The 421-nt window shown below is 56.1% G+C and carries 1 protein-coding gene; it reads right to left on the bottom strand.

Annotated features, from left to right (window positions below; all coding sequences use genetic code 11):
- Positions 1 to 219: 219 nt before the first annotated feature.
- Positions 220 to 421 (bottom strand): DUF4112 domain-containing protein (locus tag AB4Z23_RS28695; protein WP_441361337.1); only part of this gene is annotated, 202 nt, incomplete at its 5' end.

Genomic DNA, 421 nt, shown 5'->3' with positions numbered 1-421 from the left:
CAGGAAAGCCGGCTGACCCGGCGAAACAGGGACGACTCCGTCCGCCGGGGCGGCCTCTATCCGGCACTCAAGGATCTTAGTTGAGCCTACCCGCCCTAAGGCGACAGCCAACAATGCGCACAGGCTGAAAGACGTGGTCTCGACCACCGATGAGGAAACGGTACACCTCGACTGCGATTCCAGAACCGCAGCCAGGTTTTTTCGGGCCATCGTCGAGGCTTATTTGCGCTTCCGCCGCAACTCGTCGCCATGGATGCCAAAGTGCTGGATGATCATATCGACATTACGGCGGTGCGATTTGAAATAAATATCGAACAGATCACCGAAGACAGGAACACTGCCCACAAGAGCATCCATGGCGATGTTGCCAACCATTCGCGCAAGCTTTTCCATGTTGCCAACCATTCGCGCAAGCTTTTGC

Origin of the sequence: Agrobacterium sp. MCAB5 (genome assembly GCF_052114365.1) — a bacterium.
Classification (GTDB): domain Bacteria; phylum Pseudomonadota; class Alphaproteobacteria; order Rhizobiales; family Rhizobiaceae; genus Agrobacterium; species Agrobacterium tumefaciens.
This window is presented reverse-complemented; position numbering and strand designations above follow the sequence as displayed.